At 70.6% G+C, this 19,191-nt stretch carries 16 protein-coding genes and 1 riboswitch; of the genes, 8 read left to right on the forward strand and 8 right to left on the reverse strand.

Translation table 11 applies throughout. The features are described 5' to 3' along the window. Positions 1 to 69 precede the first annotated feature (69 nt). Positions 70 to 762 carry a response regulator gene (locus tag ACFYWX_RS33375; RefSeq protein ID WP_389428562.1) on the reverse strand — a complete coding sequence of 231 codons (693 nt, stop codon included), beginning with the start codon at positions 760 to 762 and terminating at the stop codon, positions 70 to 72. A 159-nt stretch (positions 763 to 921) separates the two neighbouring features. Between ACFYWX_RS33375 and ACFYWX_RS33380 the strand changes: the two genes are divergently transcribed. From ACFYWX_RS33380 to ACFYWX_RS33390, 3 genes are all read left to right on the forward strand, one after another. Beyond that, on the forward strand, positions 922 to 1,737 hold the full coding sequence (locus ACFYWX_RS33380) for an ABC transporter ATP-binding protein (protein ID WP_389428564.1): 816 nt from the start codon (positions 922 to 924) through the stop codon (positions 1,735 to 1,737). Then, positions 1,727 to 2,590: an ABC transporter permease gene (locus ACFYWX_RS33385; RefSeq protein ID WP_389428566.1), complete on the forward strand. Its 864-nt coding sequence runs from the start codon at positions 1,727 to 1,729 to the stop codon at positions 2,588 to 2,590. The genes ACFYWX_RS33380 and ACFYWX_RS33385 overlap by 11 nt, the downstream gene beginning before the upstream one ends. Before the next feature lie 82 nt (positions 2,591 to 2,672). Continuing rightward, on the forward strand, positions 2,673 to 3,734 hold the full coding sequence (locus ACFYWX_RS33390; protein ID WP_389428568.1) for an ABC transporter substrate-binding protein: 1,062 nt from the start codon (positions 2,673 to 2,675) through the stop codon (positions 3,732 to 3,734). A 24-nt stretch (positions 3,735 to 3,758) separates the two neighbouring features. Here the strand turns inward: ACFYWX_RS33390 and ACFYWX_RS33395 are convergent, their stop codons facing one another. The 4 genes from ACFYWX_RS33395 to ACFYWX_RS33410 form a co-directional block, all read right to left on the reverse strand. After that, complete coding sequence (locus ACFYWX_RS33395) at positions 3,759 to 4,439, reverse strand: response regulator (RefSeq protein ID WP_389428569.1); 681 nt, start codon at positions 4,437 to 4,439, stop codon at positions 3,759 to 3,761. Further along, positions 4,436 to 6,106, reverse strand: coding sequence for an ATP-binding protein (locus ACFYWX_RS33400; protein ID WP_389428570.1), 1,671 nt, complete (start codon positions 6,104 to 6,106; stop codon positions 4,436 to 4,438). Before ACFYWX_RS33400 ends, ACFYWX_RS33395 begins: the two co-directional genes overlap by 4 nt. Before the next feature lie 91 nt (positions 6,107 to 6,197). Continuing rightward, complete coding sequence (locus ACFYWX_RS33405; protein ID WP_389428571.1) at positions 6,198 to 7,139, reverse strand: sucrase ferredoxin; 942 nt, start codon at positions 7,137 to 7,139, stop codon at positions 6,198 to 6,200. A 35-nt stretch (positions 7,140 to 7,174) separates the two neighbouring features. Further along, positions 7,175 to 8,470 (reverse strand): citrate synthase, encoded by a 1,296-nt coding sequence (locus tag ACFYWX_RS33410; protein ID WP_389428572.1) that lies wholly within the window; start codon positions 8,468 to 8,470, stop codon positions 7,175 to 7,177. A 111-nt stretch (positions 8,471 to 8,581) separates the two neighbouring features. Between ACFYWX_RS33410 and ACFYWX_RS33415 the strand changes: the two genes are divergently transcribed. Next, positions 8,582 to 9,748, forward strand: a complete 1,167-nt coding sequence (locus tag ACFYWX_RS33415) for a citrate synthase/methylcitrate synthase (protein WP_389428573.1) — start codon at positions 8,582 to 8,584, stop codon at positions 9,746 to 9,748. 179 nt (positions 9,749 to 9,927) lie between these two features. On the opposite strand, the gene ACFYWX_RS33420 is transcribed toward ACFYWX_RS33415, so the two are convergent. Together ACFYWX_RS33420 and ACFYWX_RS33425 are read right to left on the reverse strand one after the other, a co-directional pair. After that, positions 9,928 to 10,164 (reverse strand): hypothetical protein, encoded by a 237-nt coding sequence (locus tag ACFYWX_RS33420; protein WP_133932844.1) that lies wholly within the window; start codon positions 10,162 to 10,164, stop codon positions 9,928 to 9,930. 173 nt (positions 10,165 to 10,337) lie between these two features. Next, positions 10,338 to 10,889, reverse strand: coding sequence for a DUF6082 family protein (locus ACFYWX_RS33425; protein WP_389428574.1), 552 nt, complete (start codon positions 10,887 to 10,889; stop codon positions 10,338 to 10,340). 321 nt (positions 10,890 to 11,210) lie between these two features. Here ACFYWX_RS33425 and ACFYWX_RS33430 point away from each other — a divergent pair, with 321 nt between their 5' ends. After that, on the forward strand, positions 11,211 to 12,308 hold the full coding sequence (locus tag ACFYWX_RS33430; RefSeq protein WP_389428575.1) for a CobW family GTP-binding protein: 1,098 nt from the start codon (positions 11,211 to 11,213) through the stop codon (positions 12,306 to 12,308). On the opposite strand, the gene ACFYWX_RS33435 is transcribed toward ACFYWX_RS33430, so the two are convergent. Beyond that, the gene (locus tag ACFYWX_RS33435; protein ID WP_389428576.1) at positions 12,305 to 14,761 is read right to left on the reverse strand and encodes a DNA topoisomerase (ATP-hydrolyzing) subunit A; all 2,457 of its coding nucleotides are present in this window, start codon (positions 14,759 to 14,761) and stop codon (positions 12,305 to 12,307) included. The two genes, ACFYWX_RS33430 and ACFYWX_RS33435, sit on opposite strands and share 4 nt — an antisense overlap. A 366-nt stretch (positions 14,762 to 15,127) precedes the next feature. Here ACFYWX_RS33435 and ACFYWX_RS33440 point away from each other — a divergent pair, with 366 nt between their 5' ends. The 3 genes from ACFYWX_RS33440 to ACFYWX_RS33450 all read left to right on the forward strand — a co-directional run bounded on the left by ACFYWX_RS33440 (position 15,128) and on the right by ACFYWX_RS33450 (position 19,011). Continuing rightward, positions 15,128 to 16,477: a M16 family metallopeptidase gene (locus ACFYWX_RS33440; protein WP_389428577.1), complete on the forward strand. Its 1,350-nt coding sequence runs from the start codon at positions 15,128 to 15,130 to the stop codon at positions 16,475 to 16,477. Then, a complete protein-coding gene (locus ACFYWX_RS33445; RefSeq protein WP_389428578.1) occupies positions 16,474 to 17,862 on the forward strand; it encodes a M16 family metallopeptidase in 1,389 nt (462 codons plus the stop codon). The genes ACFYWX_RS33440 and ACFYWX_RS33445 overlap by 4 nt, the downstream gene beginning before the upstream one ends. A 191-nt stretch (positions 17,863 to 18,053) precedes the next feature. After that, positions 18,054 to 18,220, forward strand: a riboswitch (cyclic di-AMP (ydaO/yuaA leader). Between the two features lie 14 nt (positions 18,221 to 18,234). Beyond that, the gene (locus ACFYWX_RS33450) at positions 18,235 to 19,011 is read left to right on the forward strand and encodes a M23 family metallopeptidase (protein WP_389428579.1); all 777 of its coding nucleotides are present in this window, start codon (positions 18,235 to 18,237) and stop codon (positions 19,009 to 19,011) included. Positions 19,012 to 19,191: the final 180 nt, after the last annotated feature.

Here is a 19,191-nt window from a genome sequence, read left to right on the forward strand (position 1 = left end):
GCGGCCTTCATCCTCGTAGCGCGTTCGGCTGGGGGGCAGAGGTCGGCAGAAGCCGGCAGAGGGCGGTTGCTAGGGCGCCACCCAGGCGTAGCGGTGTTCCGGGCGGCCCGTGTCGCCGTACTTCAGGGAGAGGCGGAGGCGGCCGGCCTGTTCGAGGTGGCGCAGGTAGCGCTGGGCGGTGGAGCGGCTCAGGCCGGTCTCGGCGGCGACCTCGTGGGCCGAGAGGGGGTGGTCCGCGCCGTGCAGTACCGCGCAGATCAGGTCGGTGGTCGGCTCCGAGTGGCCGCTCGGCAGTCCCGGTGACGACGGTGCCGGGGTGGTGCGCAGGGCGCCGAAGATCCGGTCGACCGTCTCCTGGCCGGCGATGCCTCGGCCGCCGACCCGGTCGACGGTGCGGCGCAGGGCGGCGTAGGAGTCGAGGCGGCTGCGCAGCGCGGCGAAGGTGAACGGCTTCACGAGGTAGTGCAGGGCGCCCAGGCGCATTGCGGTCTGCACGGTGGTGACGTCGTGGGCCGCCGTGATCATGATGACGTCGGTGCCGTGGCCCTGTTCCCGCATGCGGTGGACGAGTTGGAGGCCCGTCTGGTCGGGTAGGTAGTGGTCGAGCAGGACCAGGTCGATGGTGCCGCGCTCGACGGTGGCCAGAGCCTGGGCGGCGCTGTGCGCGCGGGCGGCCACCCGGAAGCCGGGAACCTTGCCCACGTACTTTGCGTTTATCTCAGCGACGCGGAAGTCGTCGTCCACGACCAGGACGTCAATCATCGGGCCTCTTTCCCTCAAGCCCAGGCGCGTAAAGCCCGTGTTTCGGCTCCGTTGTTGTAGCGCGAGCAAAACGAGCACAACAGGCCGTTGCAGGCAAAAGAAGCGCATGTGCCCACAAGGCTGCTGTCGTGGCCCGGGTCACACCTACTGTCCCCGGCCATGAGCGCAGACACCAGCCCCGCCATCGAACTGCGGGGCGCGAGCAAGATCTTCAAGACCCCGTCGGGGGGTCTGCACACGGCCGTCAGGGAACTGGACCTCACGGTCCGGCGGGGCGAGTTCGTGGCCGTCGTGGGACCGACCGGCTGTGGCAAGTCGACCACGTTGACGCTGGTCAGCGGCTTGGAAGAGCCCTCCGAGGGCGAGGTTCTGGTCACCGGCCGACCGGTCCGGGGCGTCGGCGACAAGGTCGGCTTCGTCTTCCAGCAGGACGCCACCTTCCCGTGGCGCACGGTCCTGTCCAACGTCATGGCGGGCCCGCGCTTCCGCGGCGTACCCAAGTCCGAGGCGAAGCAGAAGGCCCGCGAGTGGCTGGCCCGCGTCGGGCTCTCCGCCTTCGAGGACCGCTACCCGCACCAGCTCTCCGGCGGCCAGCGCAAGCGTGTCGCGCTCGCCGCGACCTTCGTCAACGACCCCGAGATCCTGCTCATGGACGAGCCGTTCTCGGCCCTCGATGTGCAGACCAGGGCGCTGATGTCGGACGAGCTGCTGGAGCTGTGGGAGGGCACGGGCGCCTCTGTCGTCTTCGTCACACATGACCTGGAGGAGTCCATCGCGCTGGCCGACAGGGTCGTCGTCATGACGGCGGGCCCGGCCACCGTCAAGCACGTCTTCGACATCGACCTGCCCCGGCCCCGCAAGGTCGAGTCCGTCCGCCTGGAGCCGCGCTTCATCGAGATCTACCGCGAGATCTGGGAGTCCCTCGGCGAAGAGGTCCGCATCACCCGCGAGAGGGGTGCCGCGCATGTCGCATGAGGTTCTCAGCACACCGGTCGTCGACACGGTCAAGGCCCCGAACCGAGCCCAGTCGCGGGCCCGGGCGGCCCGCAGACGCAAGGCCGTCGTCACCGGCGCGCGCGTGCTCCTGCTGATCGGCGTCCTGGGCCTGTGGGAGCTGCTCGCCCGGACCAAGACCATCGACCCGTTCAACTTCTCGATGCCCTCGAAGATCTGGGACCAGATCTACACCTGGATCACCCATGGCACCGCGCTCGGCTCCCTGGGCGAACAGATCTGGTACACCCTGCACGAGGCACTGCTCGGCTGGGTCATCGGTGTCGTCGCCGGTGTCGTGTTCGGTATCGCCCTGGGGCGGATCGCCTTCCTCGCCGATGTCCTTGGTCCATACATCAAGGTGCTCAACTCGATCCCCAGGATCGTCCTGGCACCGATCTTCGTGATCTGGTTCGGCCTCGGGCCCGCCTCCAAGGTCGCGTCGGCCGTGGTCCTGGTGTTCTTCCCGGTCTTCTTCAACGCCTTCCAGGGCGCCCGGGAGGTCGACCGCAACCTGGTCGCCAATGCCCGCATCCTCGGTGCGAGCGACCGTCGGGTGACGCTTCAGGTGGTCATCCCCTCGGCCACCTCGTGGATCTTCACCAGCCTCCACGTCAGCTTCGGCTTCGCCCTCATCGGCGCCATCGTCGGCGAGTACATCGGCGCGACCAAGGGGATCGGACTGCTCGTCGCCCAGTCGCAGGGCACCTTCAACGCGGCCGGTGTCTACGCCGCGATGGTCATCCTCGCCGTCGTCGCGCTCGTGGCCGAGGGGCTGCTGACGTTCGCCGAGAGCCGCATCTTCCGGTGGAAGGCGTCGGGCTCCGACAGCTGAACCACCTCGCCCCCCTCCCCGTCGCTCCTCCTCCGTGTGCGCCTTCTCCCCGCACCGCCCTCTCACAAGGACGTGAACCGCCATGCACAAGCCCGCCAGATACGCCGCCCTGGCCGCTGCCGGACTGCTCGCCCTCTCCTCACTCACCGCCTGTGCCAACGACGCGGCAAGCACCGCGTCCACCGGTTCCGGCAGCAAGGGTGACGGCAAGGGGACCAAGGTCAAGATCATGGTCGGTGGCCTCGACAAGGTCATCTACCTGCCCGCGATGCTCACCCAGCGGCTCGGCTACTTCGACGCCGAAGGCCTCGACGTCGAACTGCTCAGCGAGCCGGCCGGCGTGCAGGCCGAGACCGCGCTCGTCTCCGGCCAGGTGCAGGGCGCGGTCGGCTTCTACGACCACACGCTCGACCTCCAGGTGAAGGGCAAGTCCGTCGAGTCCGTCGTGCAGTTCTCGCACGCACCGGGCGAGGTGGAGGTCGTCTCCAACAAGGCGGCCGACGACATCACCTCGCCCAAGGACTTCAAGGGCAAGAAGCTCGGCGTCACCGGCCTCGGTTCCTCGACCGACTTCCTCACCAAGTACCTCGCGGTCAAGAACGGTGTGAAGGTCAACGAGTTCACGCCGGTCGCCGTGGGCGCGGGCCCGACCTTCATCTCGGCGCTCCAGCAGGGCGCCATCGACGGCGGTATGACGACCGACCCGACCGTCGCGACGATCCTCGCCAAGAGGGCGGGCAAGGTCCTCCTCGACATGCGCACGCCCGCCGGCTCGCTCGAGGCGCTCGGCGGGCCCTACCCGTCGTCAAGTCTGTACATGCAGACGGACTGGGTGAACAGCCACAAGGACACCGTCCAGAAGTTGGCCAACGCGTTCGTCAAGACGCTCACGTGGATGTCCACGCACAGCGCCTCCGAGATCGCCGACGAGATGCCGGCCGACTACTCGCAGGGCAACAAGATCCTCTACGCGGCGGCGATCAAGAGCACCCTGCCGATGTTCACCAAGGACGGCGTCATGCCCAAGGACGGTCCCGAGACCGTCGAGAAGGTCCTCAAGGCGTTCAACCCCAACATTCAGAACGCCAAGGTGGACCTGACCAAGACGTACACGACGGAGTTCGTCGAGAAGGCGGCCGGCTGACCGCCGCACCCCGACGCACGGCCCTCACGCGCGGGTCGCCCACACGTAACGGTGTTCCGGGCGGCCCGCGTCGCCGTACTTGAGGGTCAGCCGGGCCCTCCCCGTGCGCTCCAGGAGCTTCAGATAGCGCTGGGCGGTCTGACGGCTGACCCCGGTCCGGTCGGCGATCTCCTGCGCCGACAGGGGCCCTTCCGCGTTCATCAGGGACTGCCGCACGAGCTCCGCGGTGGTGGGGGAGTGCCCCTTGGGCAGTCCGGGCTCCGAGGACGCGGACAGCGCGCCGAAGATGCGGTCCACGTCGGCCTGTTCCGCCTCGCCGCCGCCGTCGAGGGTGCGCCGCAGCTCCGCGTACGCCTCCAGCTTGGCGCGCAGGCCCGCGAAGGCGAACGGCTTGACCAAGTACTGCAGCGCCCCGTGCCGCATCGCTGCCTGCACCGTGGAGACGTCCCGTGCGGCCGTCACCATGATCACGTCGGTCTGATGGCCGCGACGGCGCATCTCCTGGACCACCTCCAGACCCGTCTCGTCGGGCAGATAGTGGTCCAGGAGGACCAGGTCCAGCCGCGGCAGCGCCTCCAGCTGCCGCAACGCCTCGGCCGCGCTGTGCGCCTCGGCGGCGACATGGAATCCCGGTACCTTCTCGACGTAGGCGGCGTTGACCTGCGCGACCCTGGCGTCGTCGTCCACGACCAGGACCTCGATCATCGCGTCTCCTCCTCGACAGCAGCCTTCACGGGGGCGGTGAGGGCGGGTTCCAGGGCCGGTTCGGTCAGCGCCTCGGGCAGGACGACGGTGAACTGCGCGCCGCCGCCGTCGGCTTCGGTCACCGCGGCGCTGCCGCCCTGTCGTTCGGCGAGTCTGCGCACCAGGGAGAGCCCGATGCCGCGCTTGCCGTGCGCCGGCGGCTTCTTCGTGGACCACCCCTCGGTGAAGACCAGTTCCCGCTGCTCCGCCGGGATCCCGGGCCCTGTGTCGCGCACCCGCAGGGTGGCGGTGCGTCCCTCGGCGCGCAGTTCGACCTCCACGCGCGCGTGCGGTGTGCCCCCTACGGCGTCGAGCGCGTTGTCCACCAGGTTGCCGACGACCGTGACCAGCCCCCTGGGGTCGATCAGCCGGTCCGGGAGCCGCGTGCGGTCCGAGACCCACAGGGCGACGCCACGCTCCGCCGCGACGGTGGCCTTGCCGACGAGCAGAGCGGCGAGCAGCGGGTCCTCGATCTTCTCGGTGACCTGTTCCGCGGTGACCCGGTGGTCGCCCACCACCTCTCCGACGAACTCCACGGCGTCGTCGTACATCTCCAGCTCGAGCAGCCCGAGCAGCGTGTGCATGCGGTTGGCGTGCTCGTGGTCCTGTGCGCGCAGGGCGTCGATGAGGCCGTGTGTGGAGTCGAGTTCCCGGCCGAGCTGTTCCAGCTCGGTGCGGTCGCGCAGGGTGGCGACGGCGCCGCCGTCGTCGGTGGGCATGCGGTTGGCGACCAGCACACGCTGACCGCGGACCGTCAGCAGGTCGGTGCCGCTCACCCGGCCGGCCAGGACGTCGGCCGTACGTCCCTCGCCGAGCGCCTCGTCGGGAGACCGGCCGACGACCTCGTCGCCGATGCTCAGCAGACGCTGTGCCTCGTCGTTGACGAGGCGGATCCGGCCGGCGCGGTCCAGGGCGACGACGCCCTCCCGGATGCCGTGCAGCATCGCCTCCCGCTCCGCCAGCAGCCCCGAGATGTCCGAGAAGGCCAGATCCCGGGTCTGCCGCTGCACCCGGCGGGAGATCAGCCAGGCGGCCAGCGCGCCCACGGCCAGCGCACCGCCGGCGTAGGCGAACAGCCCCGGGATGGCGTGGATCAGCCGGGCCCGGACGCTGTCGTACTCGATGCCGACCGAGACCGCCCCGATGATGTGGCCGTCGCTGTCGCGCAGGGGCACCTTGCCGCGGGCGGAGCGGCCCAGGGTGCCGCTGTCGATCTGCATGACCTCCTTGCCGGCCAGGGCCTGGCTGGGGTCGGTCGAGACGATGCGGCCGATCTGCTTGGTGTCCGTGTGGGACCAGCGCACGCCCCGCGTGTTCATCACGACCACGTACTCGGCTCCGCTGGCCTTGCGGATCCGCTCCGCCTCCCGCTGCACGGGCCCCTCGACCGTCGGACGGGTGTTCTCGAGGTCCTCGGCGATCTGCGGCACGGCCGCGGTGGTCTGCGCGATCGCGAGGGCGCGCCGCATCGCCTGGTCGTCCAGCTGGTGACTGAGCGGTGCGAGGAACAGGCCGGTCGCGAGCACCACGACTCCCGCGGCGATCGTCAGTTGCATCAGCAGGACCTGCGAGAACACCCGGCGCGGCATACCGAGGCGCAGGCGTCGGGCAGGGGGAGTGCGGCTCATACCCACGACGGTACGTGGGGGCGCGGGACTTGCCGTAGGGGTGTGGCGTGGATCTCTCGGCCGGATGCGAGGTCGCGTTGCGGAGGGGGTGTCAGCTCGCCAGCGCCGTGGCGGCCAGTTGACGCACCTCGACGACGTCCATTCGCCCGGGCGTTCCGAGGACCGACGCCCCACAGCTTTCCGGTCGGGGCGGCAGGGACGCGCCCTGGGCCACGACGACCCGCCAGTGGCGCCCGTCCGCGTGGGCGACGGTCACCTCCCAGCGCGGTGCGGCGCCGTGCGTCCCCACGACGCTCAGCGCGTCCGCCGTGTACTCGCCGACCGCCCTGCGCACGGCCAGCTCGGCCGCCTGACCGGGCCGCTCCCATGTGGAGCGCCCACGGCACCCCTCCACGACGACCCGGCCATCCTGGACACCGTGCAGGACCTCCTTGACGGTGTGGGCCGCGGCCCGGCCGTAGGCGTAGCCGTACGGCAGGACGAGCACCGTCGGCGAGAAGCGGTGGCCGCCCAGATGGGTGACCTCCCAGACGCCCGACACCTCTGATGCGGCGAGCTCGGCGGCGAGCGGCCGGCCGAGGAGGGCGCAGCAGCGGTCGCGCTTGCCGTTGGTGCAGACGAGGGCGAGCGGGTCACCCGTATGGGGACGGCCCCGCAGAACGGTGTCGAAGGTGCTCCGGTCGCCCCGGCTGAGTGCGGCGAAGTCGAGGTTCAGCAGCTGGCGCGGGTCGGTGGTGACGGCGCTGTGCAGCCACACCCGGCCCGGAGTGGTGTGGGCCGCGTACACCCGGCGCAGGTGCGGGGCGCCGGGGTCCGCGTGACGCCCGGGACGGCGGATGAGCGCGATGCGCACGGAGGTGCCCTCCGCGGCGGCCTCCAGGGCGCGGCCCAGCGCGGGGTCCAGGTGGCTCGAAGTGAGCGCCTTGGCACCCCAGGGGCCGGGCTGCTCCAGGAGCAGCCAGGTACGCGCCGTCGCCGCGGTTCCGGAAACGGGCTCGTCGAGGTTCTGCGAGAGGGTCGCACACGCACTCACAAAGGTGAGCCTAACCTGATTTTCGACGGGATGCTTCAGGCCGCTCCGCCGTCCTGCTCCGCGAGGGCCCGGGGCGCCTCCGGCAGGGGCTGGGGCGGCCTCGGGCCCACGTAGTGCCCGCTCGGGCGCATGCGTAGCGGGCGTTCGCCGTACTCCTCCAGAGCGTGCGCGATCCAGCCGGCGGTCCGGGCGACCGCGAAGATCGTCTCGCCTGCCGTGCTGGCCATGCCGGAGGACACCGTGAAGACGGCGAGGGCCAGGTCGACGTTGGCGTGCAGCGGTGTGTGGCGGGCGGTGGTGGCCACGATGTCCCGGGCCGCGGCGAGTGCGGGCGCGGCGTGGGGCATGTCCTCCAGGAGGGCGAACAGAGCACGCGCGCGTGGGTCCTCGGCGGGGTAGAGCCGGTGGCCGAGTCCCGGGATGCGGCGCCCGGCGCGGAGTTCGTCCGCGATCACGGGGGCCGCGTCGCCGTGGTCGAGCACCTCGAGCAGCAGCCGGTGGGCGAGCCCGCTTGCCGCGCCGTGCAGGGGGCCCTCGATCACGCCGAGCCCGGCGGAGACGGCCGCGTAGGCGTGCGCGCGGGCCGACGCGGCGACGCGGACCGCGAGGGTGGAGGCGGCCAGGTCGTGGTCGACCAGCAGGCCCAGTGCCGTGTCCAGGGCGCGCAGTGACGCCTCGTCTGCGGACCGCCCGCTGAGCCGCGCCCACAGGCGGTGGGCGAGCGGGCCCTGGTCCCGGTGGCTGCGCCGCTGCGGCGGCAGGGAGGCCACCAGCGTGGGGATGAGGGTGCGCGCGGTGCCGAGGACGGCGTCCTCGGACAGGTCGAAACGCAGGGGATCCGCCGCCGCGGCGGCGATCGCGGCGACCCGCAACCGGTCGGTGGGGCCCGTGTGTTCGGGCAGCGCGTCGACCGCGCGGCGGGCGACCGCCACGGAGGTCTCGGGCGCGGTGAAGGCGATGCCCGGGCGCAGCCGACCGGTCCACAGCCACTCGGCGATCTCCTCGTAGGAGTGCCGCGCCGCCAGCTCGGTCGCGTCGACGCCCCGGAAGTAGTACCGGTCCTGCTCGATGAGCGTGATGCGGGTCCGTACGGCGAGTTCGGCGCCGGACTGCGAAGTGCCGCCGCTCTCCCGCCTGTTGCGCCGGGCGAGCGCCTCCACCTCCTGGGCGTCGAACGTGCTGCCCCGGCCGCCGGGCACGCGTCGGCTGCTGAGCTGACCGCGACTCACGTACGCGTACACGGTCTCGGGTTTCACGCCGAGCAGCTCGGCGGCCTCCTTGGTGCTGAGCCGTCGTTCCGGGTGGCCGGGGTCGGGTTCCTGGTCGCGCATGAGGATCACCGTATCCATCCCAGACACACATTGAGTGATGTATTGATTCAATCAATATTGACAGCCATTGAGTCAAGCATGGACAGTCGAATCAAGTCCAGGGAGGAAATCATGTCCGTCAACAGGTCGGCAGCCACTCTTGTCGACGTCCCGCGAGGACTCGCGGGCGTCGTCGTCACCGACACCGAGGTGGGTGACGTCCGAGGGCTCGAGGGCTTTTACCACTACCGCCAGTACTCGGCCGTCGAACTCGCGCAGACCCGGAGTTTCGAGGACGTCTGGCACCTCCTCGTCCACGGCGAACTGCCCGACGCCGCACGCGCCGCCGCCTTCGCCGCCGAGACCGCTGCCCTGCGCCGCCTGCCCGACGAGGTACGTGCCGCCCTGCCCGGCATCGCGGCCGCCGGCCGGGACTCCGGCCCGCTCGCCGGGATGCGTACGGCGCTGTCCCTGCTGGGCGCGGCGAAGGGGTTCCGACCGGTGTACGACATCGACGCCGACCGGCGCCGTGAGGACACCGTGGTGGCGGCCGCGGCCGTCCCGACGCTGCTCACCGCGCTGCACCGGCTGGGCAAGGGCCTTGACCCCGTGGAGCCGCGGGAGGACCTGTCGTACGCGGCGAACTATCTGTACATGTTGACCGGCGCCGAACCGGACCACCAACAGGCTCGGGCGATCGAGCAATACCTGATCTCAACTATTGATCACGGATTCAATGCGTCAACCTTCACGGCGAGGGTGATCGCCTCGACGGGTGCGGACGTCGCGGCCTGTCTCGTGGGTGCTGTCGGAGCCCTCTCCGGCCCCCTGCACGGAGGGGCGCCCAGCCGTGCGCTGGACACCCTGGACGCGATCGGCAGCCCCGACCGCATCGATCCCTGGATCCGTGAACGCGTCCTCGCCGGCGACCGCATCATGGGCTTCGGCCACGCCATCTACCGCACCGAGGACCCCCGTTCCCGCATGCTCCGCGAGATCGCCCAGCACTTCGGCGGCCCCCGTGTCGACTTCGCCGTCGAGGTGGAACGGCAGGTCGAGGCGATCCTGGCCGACCTGAAGCCCGGGCGTGAGCTGCACACGAACGTCGAGTTCTACGCGGGCGTCGTCATGGAGCTGTGCGGTCTGCCCCGCGAGATGTTCACGCCGACGTTCGCGGCGGCGCGGGTGGTGGGCTGGAGCGCCAACATCCTGGAGCAGGCGGAGGACCGGAAGATCATCCGCCCGGTGGCGCGATACGTGGGGCCCGGAGCGCCCGCGGCCGTGCCGGCGGTGGCCTGAGAAGACGTGTGTGACCTGAGCGGGCGTGAGGCCTGAGAGGCACGTGTGGCCTGGTGCCGTTCTGGCGCCAGGCCTCATCGGAGACTGACCGAGCAGTGACGGGGTGCCGGGCTGCTCGCCGGACGGGCGCCCGGCTCACTCAACGGTTGCGGGTGTGCCGGGGATGACGACGGGAGGGGTCAGGCGTCGGGGATGTCTGCCTTGGCGCGGATCAGGGTTTCCCGGCTCACCACGACGATGCGTTCGTAGTCGGCACGGGAGGCATCGGCAGGCAGTTCTCGCTCCAGCGCCTCGGTGGCCTCGGTGCCGATGACGGCGAAGTTGCCGTCGCTGAGCTCGAAAACGTCCGGGCAGTTGGCTCCAGAGGTACTGCCACGGGCGCTCGGAGGCACACCGATGCGGCGCACGATCTTCAAGGGTTACCGGTCCTTACAGAAGATTTGGGCACATGCTCGGCAGCACGTTACTGGGATACATGAGGTGTACGCGTCTGCATGGACAAAAGTCACCCAGCCGTGTTGCCGGTGCGGAGGCCTTGACCGATGTGCCTCCTGGTGTGCCTCCGGCGTGGTTCCCGGGCGGCGCGGAATCAGTGGGTCGGAGGCTCGCCCACCACCCACCACTCGTCCGTGTCCGCCTCGTCGAGGTCCTTGATCAGACCGTCCACCATCCGGCCGATCCTGGCCTCGTCGGACGAGTACTTCAGGGTCGCGCGCTGACCTCTGGACGCCTCCCAGTACTCCCGCACGACAGCGCTCTGGAAGATCTCACGCAGCCGCCCGTACAGCTCCTCCTGGTCGAGCATCCCGGCTCGGTAGAGGTGGTAGAGGTTGACGTACCAGGCGTTGGCGTAGAAGAACTGACGCCGCTTCTCCGCCGGGATGCTCTGGTCGTACGTGTCGATCACGGAGGCCAGGGAGGGGTCGTCGATCGCCTTCGCCAGGAGTTCCCAGTGCATGCGCTGTTGGTGCGCGAGAGCCTTGCGTTGCGAGGCCAGCTCCTCGAGCTCCAGTCTGCGCACCTCCAGGCGCGCTTCCTCGAGCCGCCGTTGACGCGCGGCCAGCGTCAGCCCGGCGGTGACGAGCAACAGGCCGGCTCCGGCGGAGCCCAGCCTCCCCGCTGCATTCCTCTGTGTGGCCATGTCAACCCCCGAATCGGGCGGCCGTCCGCCGGACGTCGGGGTGCGGGTCGACTGATGGGGACCGGCGAGCTGTGGGCGGCGCTTGCCGTCTCCCAGGGTGCCGAGCGGCTCTGGTCGGCGGGGAGGCGGAGAGGAGGCGCACGGAAGGAAGTGAGGGTCGCACGCTCCGGCGCCATGCCCAACGTCTGCCCCGCAAGTGCTGCTAACAATCGTTCACTTCGCGGTCATTCTTCCGGCTCGTATCCTGGGGCAGCATTCAATCCTCGTACGTGAGCCGGGACCGCGAGCCGGTGCACGCGTCGGTGTGAGAGAGGTCGCGCGTTGGGGCACAGCAGTCCGCAGGTTCCGGTCGTCGTACTCGCCGGATTTCTCGGCTCCGGAAAGACGACTCTGCTCAACCACCTCCTCCACCACAGCGGCGGCAGCCGCATCGGCGCCCTCGTCAACGACTTCGGCGCCATCGAGATCGACGCCATGGCCGTGGCCGGCGCACTCGGCGACTCGACCGTCTCCCTCGGCAACGGGTGTCTGTGCTGCGCCGTCGACGTCGGCGAACTCGACGTCTACCTGGAGCGACTCGCCAACCCCGCCACCGGCGTCGATGTCGTCGTCATCGAGGCCAGCGGACTCGCCGAGCCTCAGGAACTGGTGCGCATGGTGCTCGCCAGCGAGCACCCCGGGATCGTGTACGGCGGGCTCGTCGAGGTCGTCGACGCCGCCGAGTTCGACGCCACCCGCGCCCGCCACCCCGAGATCGACCGGCACCTCGCCCTCGCCGACCTCGTCGTCGTCAACAAGCTCGACCGGGCCCCCGACGCCGAGCGCGTCCTCGGCCTTGTCCGGTCGCTCACGGACCGGGCCGCGGTCGTCCCCGCCCGGCACGGCCGGATCGACCCCGAGTTCCTCTTCGACTGCCGACCGAGCGAGGAGCGCATCGGCCAGCTCTCCTTCGACGACCTGCACCAGGGCTCCCGCGACGATCACGCCGGTCACCTGCACACCGCGTACGACAGCCTGTCCTTCGTCTCCGAGGCGCCGCTCGACCCGCGGCGGCTGATGGCGTTCCTCGACAGCCGGCCCGAGGGGCTCTACCGGATCAAGGGGTACGTCGACTTCGGACCGTACGACGTCCGCAACCGCTACGCCGTTCACGCCGTCGGGCGGTTCCTCCGCTTCTACCCGGAGCCCTGGCCGGCCACCGGCGACCGCCTCACCCAGCTCGTCCTCATCGGCTCCGGCATCGACGCCCCCGCCCTCGCCAAGGAACTGGAGGCGTGCAAGAGCGACGCCCCACACGCCGACGAGTACGGCATGTGGGGCGTCCTGCGCTACGTACGGGACCCGGACGACGGACAGGAAGGCCGCCGGTACGAAGACGACGTACCGGCGGATCCGGACGACGGGATCCTGGACGGCTAAACGGGTCCGGCCACCACCGACACCGTCTTGGCCAGGGACACGCCCGAACCGTCCCGGCGCGGGTCCATCTCGGGCAGTTCGGCCGGGGTGCCGTTCTTCTGGGCCGCCTTGGCGGGGGCCGGGCCGGCCCAGGCCAGCGACAGACAGTCCTCGCCCTTCAGGAACCGCTGGCAGCGCACGCCGCCGGTCGCACGGCCCTTGCGCGGATACTGGTCGAACGGGGTCAGCTTCGCCGTGGTCTGGACGGAGTCGTCCAGCGTGCCGCGCGAGCCCGCGACCGTGAAGACCACCGCGTCCACCGCCGGGTCCACCGCCGTGAAGGAGATGACCTTGGCGCCCTCCGTGAGCTTGATGCCCGCCACACCACCCGCCGGCCGGCCCTGCGGACGGACCTGGGAGGCCTGGTAGCGCAGCAGCTGGGCGTCGTCCGTGATGAAGATCAGGTCCTCCTCGCCCGTGCGCAGCTCGACCGCGCCGACGATCCGGTCACCCTCCTTGAGGGTGATGACCTCCAGCTCCTCCTTGTTGGACGGGTAGTCGGGGACCACGCGCTTGACGACGCCCTGTTCCGTGCCGAGGGCGAGGCCGGGGGACGACTCGTCCAGCGTGGCCAGGCAGACCACCGTCTCGTCGTCCTCCAGGGAGACGAACTCCGCGAGCGGGGCGCCGCCCGAGAGGTTCGGGGCGGACGCCGTGTCCGGCAGCTGTGGCAGGTCGATGACGTTGATCCGCAGCAGGCGGCCCGCCGAGGTGACCGCTCCCACCTCGCCGCGGGCCGTCGCCGGCACCGCGGAGATGATCACGTCGTGCTTGGTGCGCCGGGCGTCGGCGTCCTGCGCGAAGGCCTCGCCGTTCGCCGTGCGGGCCAGCAGACCCGTCGAGGACAACAGGATGCGGCACGGGTCGTCCGCGACCTGGAGCGGCACGGTCGCCACCGGGGCGCCCGAGGACTCCAGCAGCACCGTACGCCGGTCGGTGCCGAACTTCTTGGCCACTGCGGCCAGTTCGGCGGAGACCAGCTTGCGCAGCTCCGCGTCCGACTCCAGGATCCGGGTCAGCTCCGCGATCTCCGCGTTGAGCCGCTCCTTCTCCGTCTCCAGCTCGATGCGGTCGTACTTGGTGAGGCGGCGCAGCGGGGTGTCCAGGATGTACTGGGTCTGGACGTCCGACAGCGAGAAGCGCTCCATCAGGCGCTCCTTCGCCTGGGCGGAGTTCTCGCTGGAGCGGATCAGCCGGATGACCTCGTCGATGTCGACGAGCGCCGTGAGCAGGCCCTCCACCAGGTGCAGACGGTCGCGCCGCTTGCTCCGGCGGAACTCGCTGCGGCGACGTACGACCTCGAAGCGGTGGTCGAGATAGACCTCCAGGAGCTCCTTCAGGCCCAGCGTGAGTGGCTGACCGTCCACCAGCGCCACGTTGTTGATGCCGAAGGACTCCTCCATCGGCGTCAGCTTGTAGAGCTGCTCCAGGACGGCCTCCGGCACGAAGCCGTTCTTGATCTCGATGACCAGGCGCAGGCCGTGCGCGCGGTCGGTGAGGTCCTTGACGTCGGCGATGCCCTGGATCTTCTTCGAACCGACCAGGTCCTTGATCTTGGCGATCACCTTCTCGGGACCGACCGTGAAGGGCAGCTCCGTCACGACCAGGCCCTTGCGACGCGCGGTCACCGTCTCCACCGACACCGTCGCGCGGATCTTGAACGTGCCACGGCCCGTCTCGTACGCGTCCCGGATGCCGGCGAGGCCGACGATCCGGCCGCCGGTGGGCAGGTCCGGGCCGGGGACGTGCTTCATCAGGGTTTCGAGATCCGCGTTCGGGTGGCGGATCAGATGGCGGGCGGCAGCGATGACCTCGCTCAGGTTGTGCGGCGGCATGTTCGTGGCCATGCCGACCGCGATGCCCGACGCGCCGTTCACCAGGAGGTTCGGGAAGGCGGCGGGCAGGGCCACCGGCTCCCGCTCCTGGCCGTCGTAGTTGGGCGTGAAGTCGACCGTGTCCTCGTCGATCGACTCCGTCATCAGGCTCGTCGCCGCGGCCTGACGGCACTCCGTGTACCGCATGGCCGCCGGCGGGTCGTCGTTGCCCAGCGAGCCGAAGTTGCCGTGCCCGTCGACGAGCGGCACCCGCATCGAGAAGGGCTGCGCCATGCGCACCAGGGCGTCGTAGATCGACGCGTCGCCGTGCGGGTGGAGCTTGCCCATCACCTCGCCCACGACGCGGGCACACTTCACGTAGCCGCGGTCGGGGCGCAGGCCCATCTCGTTCATCTGGTAGACGATGCGGCGGTGGACCGGCTTGAGTCCGTCCCGGGCGTCGGGCAGGGCGCGGGAGTAGATGACCGAGTACGCGTACTCGAGGAAGGATCCCTGCATCTCGTCGACTACGTCGATGTCGAGGATCTTCTCCTCGTACGAGTCGTCGGGAGGCGGGGTCTTCGTGCTGCGGCGGGCCATCGCTGCCGGCTCCTCCTGTTTCCTGGTCGCTCGCCTACGGGGCGCTCACGTCGCCTTCGGCTCACTCTTGCTGAAGCGTTTGACGGGATCTGACGCGGACCATTGTGGACCGTGGCACTGACAACACGGGCCGGGACCCGGTGCGCAACGCTCGGCCCGACGCCGAGAGGCGCCGCGTGCGCCCACCGGGGCGGCCCTGCGGCACGACTGCCCGCAGGCTACGCCATCGCCGCCCGCAACCGACTTCTCGCTCTCGGCGTACGACCTCCGGGAACTTCGCCGACCGTCCGCACGCTTGCATAAAGTGGCAGGACCAGCAGGAAATCCGCGGTTGCAAGGACCGCTCCCGCGATCGAAGGGATGTACATGCCCATGGGTCACACGGCCACAGCCCAGGCAGGCTCCGGCGGCCTGACAGCGACCGAGCACCGCCTGGCCAACGGCTTGCGCGTGGTGCTCTCAGAGGACCACCTGACCCCCGTCGCGGCGGTGTGCCTCTGGTACGACGTCGGTTCGCGCCATGAAGTCAAGGGGCGTACCGGCCTGGCTCACCTTTTCGAGCACCTCATGTTCCAGGGCTCCGGCCAGGTGAAGGGCAACGGCCACTTCGAGAAGGTGCAGGGTGCCGGCGGCTCGCTCAACGGCACCACCAGTTTCGAGCGCACCAACTACTTCGAGACCATGCCCACCCACCAGCTGGAGCTCGCCCTCTGGCTGGAGGCAGACCGCATGGGCTCCCTGCTCACCGCCCTGGACGACGAGTCCATGGAGAACCAGCGCGACGTCGTCAAGAACGAGCGCCGCCAGCGCTACGACAACGTCCCCTACGGCACGGCCTTCGAGAAGCTGACCGCCCTCGCCTACCCGGACGGCCACCCCTACCACCACACGCCGATCGGCTCGATGGCCGACCTGGACGCGGCGACCCTGGAGGACGCGCGCGCGTTCTTCCGGACGTACTACGCGCCCAACAACGCGGTCCTGTCCGTGGTCGGCGACATCGATCCCGAGGAGACCCTCGCCTGGGTCGAGAAGTACTTCGGCTCCATCCCGGGCCACGACGGCAAGCCCGCGCCGCGTGACGGCGCGCTGCCCGATGTCATCGGCGCCCAGCTGCGTGAGGTCGTCGAGGAGGAGGTCCCGGCGCGCGCCCTGATGGCCGCCTACCGGCTGCCGCACGACGGCACGCGCGCGTGCGACGCGGCCGACCTGGCCCTCACCGTCCTGGGCGGCGGCGAGTCCTCCCGCCTCTACAACCGCCTCGTACGACGCGACCGTACGGCGGTGGCGGCCGGCTTCGGCCTGCTGCGGCTGGCGGGGGCGCCCTCCCTGGGCTGGCTGGACGTGAAGACCTCCGGTGACGTCGAGGTGCCGGTCATCGAGGCCGCCATCGACGAGGAGCTCGCCCGCTTCGCCGCGGAGGGCCCCACGGCCGAGGAGATGGAGCGCGCTCAGGCCCAGTTGGAGCGCGAGTGGCTGGACCGCCTCGGCACGGTCGCGGGCCGCGCCGACGAACTGTGCCGCTACGCCGTGCTGTTCGGTGACCCGCAGCTCGCCCTGACCGCCGTGCAGCGCGTGCTGGAGGTGACGCCTCAGGAGGTTCAGGAGGCCGCCAAGGCCCGCCTGCGCCCCGACAACCGCGCGGTGCTCGTCTACGAGCCCACCGCCCCCGAAGCCCCCGCCGACCAGGACGAGAACGAGGAGGCGGCCCAGTGACCGAGCTCGCCACGATGGACTTCCACCCCCAGCCCCAGGCGGGCGAGGCCAAGCCGTGGGCCTTCCCGGCCCCCGAGCGCGCCACCCTCGACAACGGCCTCACGGTTCTGCGCTGCCACCGCCCCGGCCAGCAGGTCGTCGCCGTCGAGGTGCTCCTGGACGCGCCCCTGGACGCCGAGCCGGCCGGCCTGGACGGCGTCGCCACGATCACGGCCCGAGCCTTCTCCGAGGGCACCGACAAGCACTCCGCCGAGGAGTTCGCCGCCGAGCTGGAGCGCTGCGGCGCCACCCTCGACGCACACGCCGACCACCCCGGCGTGCGCCTCAGCCTCGAAGTCCCGGCCTCGCGCCTGGCGAAGGCCCTCGGTCTGCTCGCCGACGCCCTCAGGGCGCCCGCGTTCGCGGACAGCGAGGTCGAGCGGCTCGTCCGCAACCGCCTCGACGAGATCCCGCACGAGCTGGCCAACCCCTCCCGCCGTGCCGCCAAGGAGCTCTCCAAGGAGCTCTTCCCGGCGACCTCGCGCATGTCCCGCCCGCGCCAGGGCACCGAGGAGACCGTCCAGAACATCGACTCCGCGGCCGTTCGCGCCTTCTACGAGAAGCACGTCCGCCCCGCCACGGCCACCGCCGTGGTCGTCGGCGACCTCACCGACCTCGACCTGGACGCGCTCCTCGGCGACACCCTGGGCGCCTGGACGGGCTCCTCGGCCCAGCCGCGGCCCGTGCCGGCGGTGACCGCCGACGACACCGGCCGTGTCGTCATCGTGGACCGCCCCGGCGCCGTCCAGACGCAACTGCTCATCGGGCGCATCGGCCCCGACCGGCACGCACGCGTGTGGTCCGCGCAGGTGCTCGGCACGTACTGCCTCGGCGGCACCCTCACGTCCCGCCTGGACCGTGTGCTGCGCGAGGAGAAGGGCTACACCTACGGTGTGCGGGCGTTCGGGCAGGTCCTGCGCTCGGCCCCCGACGGCTCGGGTGCCGCGATGCTCGCCATCAGCGGTTCCATCGACACCCCGAACACCGGCCCCGCCCTGCAGGACCTCTGGACGGTGCTGCGCACGCTCGCGGCGGACGGCCTCACCGACGCCGAGCGCGATGTCGCCGTGCAGAACCTCGTCGGCGTGGCGCCGCTGAAGTACGAGACCGCCGCGGCCGTCGCGAGCACGCTGGCCGACCAGGTCGAGCAGCACCTGCCGGACGACTACCAGGCGACGCTCTACCAGCAGCTCGCCGCGACCGGCACTGTGGAGGCCACGGCGGCCGCCGTGAGCGCCTTCCCGGTGGACCGCCTGGTGACGGTCCTCGTCGGTGACGCCGCGCAGATCAAGGAGCCCGTCGAGGCCCTCGGCATCGGCGCCGTCACGGTGGTGTCCGCCGAGTAGCGGCACACAGGCGCAGGGGGCCCTGGGGCGGAAACGTCTCCAGGGCCCCCTGATGTCCGAATTGGGGGAGAGGTTGCCTGTCTGGCCTGTGGGATGCGCTACAAAAGCCGCGATCCGTTTGGGGATTGAAAGTCGTCCCGCTTAGCGTCATCCGGGCTGTTCGTCAGGCAGTGCGCCGCAACCGCGGCACCGGACAGTCATCGCCGAGTCCCCGTACGGCGCGAGCCAGGGGAGCCGGGGACCCAACTAGGCAGTCCCTGGGGTGAATCGGACGCCCGCGCGTGTCGCGAGGGGGCCCGTAGGAGACCTTCCTGCTCCGAACCCGTCAGCTAACCCGGTAGGCGAGAAGGAAGGAAAGGACCCCTCAACTTCATGGCGTTCACCTGCGCCACCGGGAAGCACCGTCGTCCCAGCCGCATGAAGCGCACCACCGCCCGCGCCGCGGGCGTCGCCGCGCTCGCCACCACCGGTGTCATCGGCACCCTGACCGCCGCGCCGGCGCTCGCCGCCGACACCGCCGTCGAACAGACCGGCCTCACCCCCGTCGTCACCGTCGGCGACTCGGTCGCCGTCAGGGTCGACGAACAGGCCGCGGCCCAGAAGGAGGCCGCGCAACTGAAGGCGGCCGAGGAGGCCGCGCGCAAGAAGGCCGCCGCGGAGGCCAAGAAGGCGCGCGAGGAGGCCGAGCAGGCGCGTGAGGTCAAGGCCCGCGCCGTGCGCGCCGCCGAGCGCAAGCGCCTCAACGCCTTCGTGGCGCCGATCTCCGGCTCCTACGTCTCCACCGGCTACAAGTCCGGCGGATCGCTGTGGTCCTCCGGCAGCCACACCGGCGTCGACTTCCACGCCGCGAGCGGCACCGCGGTGCACGCGGTCGGCTCCGGCACCGTCGTCCAGACGGGTTGGGGCGGCTCCTACGGCAACCAGGTCGTGATCAAGATGAACGACGGCACGTACACGCAGTACGGCCACCTGTCGTCCATCGGCGTCTCGGTGGGCCAGCAGGTCACCCCGGGCCAGCAGATCGCCCTCTCCGGCGCGACCGGCAACGTGACCGGGCCGCACCTGCACTTCGAGGCCCGTACGACTCCGGAGTACGGCTCGGACATCGATCCCGTCGCCTACCTCCGTCAGCACGGCGTGAACGTCTGACGACAGACCGCAGGACATCCCGCGGCCCCGGCTCCCCGAGCCGGGGCTTTCGCCGTTTCACAGACCCCGCTGTCCAAAAAATATCCATGGATTCCGGCCCGCCATCGGAAATTCCGGCTCATTGCAATAGAGTCACTGAACACGCGTCCATCGTCGACGTTTCACGGGGATTAAGGCGGA

It is taken from the genome of Streptomyces sp. NPDC002888 (assembly GCF_042888465.1).
Taxonomy (GTDB): Bacteria; Actinomycetota; Actinomycetes; order Streptomycetales; family Streptomycetaceae; genus Streptomyces.